Here is a 2,703-nt window from a genome sequence, read left to right as displayed (position 1 = left end):
AGATCCATCTGGAATCGGTCTATTTGGATTAGCGATGGTAACACTTGTAGCATCGTCTCAAAAGTTAGGCTTAACAGATGGCGTTTCACTTGTATTACCATGGGCAATCTTTTTAGGAGGATTTGCACAAATCTTTGCATGCATTCACGATGCAAAGCACAACAATACGTTCGGTACAACAGCATTTGGTGCGTACGGCCTATTTTGGTTAGGTGTTGGAATGACTTGGTTAATTCAACTYGGAGTATTTGGCGAAAAATTAGCCCAAACTGCAGATTCAAAACAGCTYGGTGTAGCCTTTATCGGATACTTGATTTTCACGATCTTTATGACAATTGGTGCAATGGAAACACATAAAGTATTATTTATGATTTTCGTCCTTATTGATTTCTTATTTATCGGTCTTTCATTAAGTACTTTAGGTGTTATGCCGCACGCAATGCATAATTTAGCAGCGTATTCTGAACTATGTATTTCATTATTATCTTTCTATGGTTCAGCAGCAGCTGTGTTAARTACACACTTCGGAAAAGTTGTATTACCAGTTGGAAAACCCTTTGGTATTTTTAAAAAGTAATAAAAAAGAACAGATGATTGTATAGTCATCTGTTCTTTTTTTTATGGAATAAAATAAAATAGCAAAAAATATAATTGAAATTGATTCTCATTATTAATATAATGAGAATGAGAATCATTTATTGTAAGAGGGGGATGCCAAAGTGGCGAAAATTTTAATAGCGTATGCAAGTATGTCAGGGAATACAGAGAGTATTGCTGATTTAATTAAAGTAAGTTTAGATGCCTTTGATCATGAAGTAGTATTGCAAGAGATGGAAGGTATGGATGCTGAAGAATTATTAGCTTATGATGGAATCATTTTAGGATCTTATACGTGGGGTGATGGTGAATTACCATTTGAAGCGGAAGATTTCCATGATGAGTTAGAAAATATAGATTTAACGGGTAAAAAAGTGGCTGTTTTTGGATCAGGTGATACGGCGTATGAGCTGTTTTGTGAAGCGGTAACGATATTTGAAGAACGTCTTGTAAAATGCGGGGCAGAACTTGTACAAGAAGGATTGAAAATTGAATTAGCTCCAGAAGATAAAGAAGACGTTGAAAAATGCAGTGATTTTGCAATTGCTTTTGCCGAGAAGTTCTAGGAACGGGAGTGTCAACGTGGAAACAATGTTAAGTGCAACTGCTATTACAAAGTTAAGAGATGGAAAGCTTTTGTTAGCTACTACATATAATGGTTTATTCATTGAAAAAGATGGAGAATGGAAACAGGCTTTAACTGGTTTCCAAAAACGAATTCGAGATTTACATAGTGAAGGTAACGTAGTTTACGGAGTAGGAGACGAAGGAGTTTTTATTCGTAGTATGAATGGTGGAGAAACGTGGACGATCCAGCGCTTTCCAACGAAAGCAACGAGCTGGAATGTATGTAGTAATGAGAATGGAACAGTAATTGCTCATGGAGATAAAACACTGTATCATTCTAATAATTTTGGTGCCACATGGGAGACTATTCAGCCATTTCTTAATTACGGTAGTGAGGCACCATCTATTCGATCATTATTTTTATATAAACATTACTTATTTATCGGTACGAAAATACATACTAAATATGGTGGTGTTTGGCTTTTTGATTTAGAGACACGTAAATTAAAAAGGATTAAAATAGCGATGAATCAGATGATTTCTGCGTTGACTATACATAATTCCTATTTAGTAGCGGCAAGTGGATCGTGCAAGGGGATTAGCGGAAATATTTCTTTTTGCAGAATAAATGAGAGTATCGAAAGTGATAAAATAGGTTGGCATACATGTCAAAGTGAACAAAAAGCGAGTAGTTATTYAGATTTAAGTGTGGATCAACATGTGTTATATACAACGTCAACGCAAAATAAGGCGGGAATTAGCACTGTTTGCCGTGTGCTTCTTGAAGAAGGAATTGTTACAGTATGTGATTCGGTTAAAGGGCATGGTTGGCGCATTGTTAATGAAAAAGAAGGCTATGTTGTAGCTGGATCAGGTGAATTAAAAACGATGCAGTGGAAAAAAAAAGCTGTATAACTTTAAAAAAACTTTACTTTTATTATATTGGTATGATATAGTTACTTTAAACCATTTTACTTTTAATAATATAGAGATTTAAATGAGCTGTAACTTCCGAGGAGGATAGCAATGTTAAATCTCCTCTGGGGTTGCAGTTTTTTAATATATGATGTATTATTGTAAAGTGGTTGAAAATGAATATGTACATATAGGTACATTGTAGGAGGATTTTTTAAATGCAAAACGGTAAAGTAAAATGGTTTAACGCAGAAAAAGGTTTCGGTTTCATCGAGGTTGAAGGCGGAGAAGACGTATTCGTTCATTTCTCAGCTATCCAAGGCGACGGCTTCAAATCTTTAGAAGAAGGTCAAGAAGTTACTTTCGAAGTAGAACAAGGTAACCGTGGACCTCAAGCTACAAACGTAAACAAGAAGTAATTATGAAAAAAAGAAGGGCTTGCCCTTCTTTTTTTTTGCGTTTTTATTGAATATCCTCCTATGTACATGTAATAATAAGACTGAATTTTTGATTTTTATGCGAAGTTTTTCATGCATAAAGTGCATTAATAAATAAATACTGAAAATAAAGTATGTGTGTGAAAAGGAATTTAGAAAGAGGTAAATAAATTGAAAAACGCTACAC

Annotated in this window: 4 protein-coding genes; all 4 read left to right on the top strand. The window is 34.6% G+C overall.

Annotated features, from left to right (window positions below; translation table 11 throughout):
- A partial coding sequence (locus AC1DJR_RS25350; RefSeq protein WP_477003794.1) for an acetate uptake transporter occupies window positions 1-577 on the top strand: 577 nt, incomplete at its 5' end.
- 142 nt (window positions 578-719) lie between these two features.
- Window positions 720-1,163, top strand: a complete 444-nt coding sequence (locus AC1DJR_RS25345; protein WP_001062757.1) for a flavodoxin — start codon at window positions 720-722, stop codon at window positions 1,161-1,163.
- Between the two features lie 16 nt (window positions 1,164-1,179).
- Window positions 1,180-2,079 (top strand): WD40/YVTN/BNR-like repeat-containing protein, encoded by a 900-nt coding sequence (locus AC1DJR_RS25340; protein ID WP_477003793.1) that lies wholly within the window; start codon window positions 1,180-1,182, stop codon window positions 2,077-2,079.
- A gap of 218 nt (window positions 2,080-2,297) precedes the next feature.
- Window positions 2,298-2,498, top strand: a complete 201-nt coding sequence (gene cspB / locus AC1DJR_RS25335; protein ID WP_001179147.1) for a cold shock-like protein CspB — start codon at window positions 2,298-2,300, stop codon at window positions 2,496-2,498.
- Window positions 2,499-2,703 lie beyond the last annotated feature (205 nt).

Source organism: Bacillus sp. 05T31, assembly GCF_056396725.1.
Note: the sequence above shows the minus strand (reverse complement) of the source record. Positions and strands in the feature narration are given on the sequence as shown.